General features: G+C 75.2%; 2 protein-coding genes and 1 other annotated feature (1 of these 3 cut by a window edge). Of the genes, one reads left to right on the top strand and one right to left on the bottom strand.

The annotated features are described in order from the left end of the window. Window positions 1-154: a sequence feature (23S ribosomal RNA rRNA prediction is too short), on the top strand (it extends 1,351 nt beyond the left edge of the window). A 166-nt stretch (window positions 155-320) separates the two neighbouring features. Then, window positions 321-1,682, top strand: a complete 1,362-nt coding sequence (locus tag SACSA_RS0118510) for a winged helix-turn-helix domain-containing protein (protein ID WP_019819216.1) — start codon at window positions 321-323, stop codon at window positions 1,680-1,682. Window positions 1,683-1,734: 52 nt separating this feature from the next. On the opposite strand, the gene SACSA_RS26400 is transcribed toward SACSA_RS0118510, so the two are convergent. Continuing rightward, on the bottom strand, window positions 1,735-2,235 hold a 501-nt coding region (locus SACSA_RS26400), incomplete at its 5' end, for a DUF4097 family beta strand repeat-containing protein (protein WP_019819217.1).

A 2,235-nucleotide genomic window follows, 5' to 3' on the forward strand; every position in this document is an offset into this window, starting at 1 on the left:
CGCCGTGGCCCCGCCTGCCCCAGCGGGGTTCCACCAGCACCGTCGCCACGAGGCCGACCCGGTCGGCGTCGTCCGGCAGGCCGCCGTCGGCCGCCGCGACGTCGGACGACGGGGCGGGGCCCGAGGCGCAGAAGCCGACGGTGAATTCGCCCTCGGTGGCGACGTGGACGGTGGTGTCGGGGTGGCGGACCGCGCTCGCCCAGTGCTCGGTGAGCTCACCTTCGTCCAGCCGGGCGACGACAGTCGCCCCGAGCGTGTCGCTGTAGGCGGTGCGCCAGGTGCTCAGCTGGATCCGCACGATCTCGGCGACGTCGTCGCCGGTGGCGGGGTGGACGGCAGCGGTGCTCATGCGCGCCACCGTAGCGGGACTGTCGGTGGTCGTTGGCACCATGGTGGGCGTGACAGTGACGAGGGTGGACACAGCCGCCGATGACCCCGCCGAGGACCCCGCCGCCGGCCCCGCGCCGAGAACGCTGAGCCCCGCGGTCGCGCGCCGGATCGCCCTGGCCGCCCAGGGATTCGCCGAGCCCCGTCCCGGTACCGAGCCGGACCGGCGGCACCTGCGGCGCGTGCTGTCGCGGGTACGGCTGCTGCAACTCGACTCGGTCAACGTCGCCGTCCGGGCGCACTACGCCCCGCTGTTCTCCCGCCTGGGCCGCTACGACCCCGCGCTGGTCGACACGGCCGCCTGGCAGGACAGTGCCCGCAGGCCCCGGATGCTGGTCGAGTACTGGGCGCACGAGGCCAGCCTCGTGCCGGTGGAGGACTGGCCGCTGCTGCGGTCCGGTGCCAAGCCGCAGGGCTGGTGGCGGCGCTACGGCGCCCTCGCCGAGGCCGAACCGGCGCTCGTGGACGACGTGCTGGCCGTGGTCAAGGAACTCGGCCCCGTCGGCGCGGGCACGATCGAGCGGGAACTCACAGGGCCCGGCCCCCGCACCCCGGGTAGCTGGTGGGAGCGCTCGACGGTGAAGCGCATCTGCGAGTGGCTCTTCGGTATCGGTGAACTCACCACCGGCACCCGCGTCGGGTTCGAACGGCGCTACGACCTCACCGAGCGGGTCATACCGCCGCATGTGCTCGGGCGCCGGGTGGCACCCGAGGACGCGGCGCGGGAGCTGGTGGACAACGCGGCCCGCGCCACCGGCGTGGCCACCGAGCCGGACCTGCGGGACTACTACCGGCTGGGGCCTCGGGCGAGCAAGCGGGCCGTGGCCGAACTCGTCGAGCAGGGCACGTTGGAACCGGTGCGGGTACCCGGCTGGCGGCACGACGCCTACCGGCACGTGTCCGCGCGCGCTCCCCGGACCGTGCCGGGGCGGGCGCTGCTGTGCCCGTTCGACCCGCTGGTGTGGGAACGTGACCGCACCGAGCGGCTGTTCGGGTTCCGCTACCGCATCGAGATCTACGTGCCCGCCTCGCAACGCGTGTACGGCTACTACGTCTTCCCCTTCCTGCTCGACGGGGAGCTGGTGGGCAGGGTCGATGTGAAGGCCGACCGAGCCGCGCGCGTGCTGCGTGTGCCGGGCGCGTTCGCCGAACCCGGTGCCGACCGGGCGCGGGTCGCCGCGGAACTGGCGGCCGAACTCGGTGTGATGGCGCGGTGGCTGGGTCTCGACGGGGTCGCCGTCGGCGAGCGGGGAGACCTCGCCGAGGCCCTCCGCCGTGCCTGCGCGGCGCTGTAGGAGGCCGCGCAGGCACGCGCGGGAGCGCGTGGTCACGCCCGCGGGGATCGACTCAGCCCGCGCGGGTGACCCGGACGTCGCCGGAACCACTGCGGGCGTGCACGTGCAGCTCGGCCGGCTGCGCCGGTGGCTCGGTGGCGACGTCGAGCTCGCTGTGCACCTGTCCCGAGCCGGAGGAGAGGTCGATCTCGGCGCCGATGCCCGGTGCGATGCCCACCCGCACGTCGCCCGAGCCGGAGACGACCTCCAGCGTGCCCGCCGATGCGGAGCTCACCGACACCGCGCCACTGCTGGTGCGCGCCAGCAGCGGGCCGCGCACCTCGCCGACTCGCACCGCCCCGCCGCCGGTGGTGAGTGTGCCCGGGCCGGTCAGCGCGGCGATGTCCACGGCGCCGCCGCCCGTGCGCACGGTGGCCGCGTCGTCGGCCTTGTCGACGGTGACATCGCCGGAGCCGGTCCGGATGTCGAGCCTGCCCGTCGGCCCGGTCACCGCGACGGCCCCGAAGCCGGAGCGCAAATGCACGTGCGACCCGGCGGGCGCCCGCACCGCGAC

The sequence above is a fragment of the Saccharomonospora saliphila YIM 90502 genome (genome assembly GCF_000383795.1).
GTDB lineage: Bacteria > Actinomycetota > Actinomycetes > Mycobacteriales > Pseudonocardiaceae > Saccharomonospora > Saccharomonospora saliphila.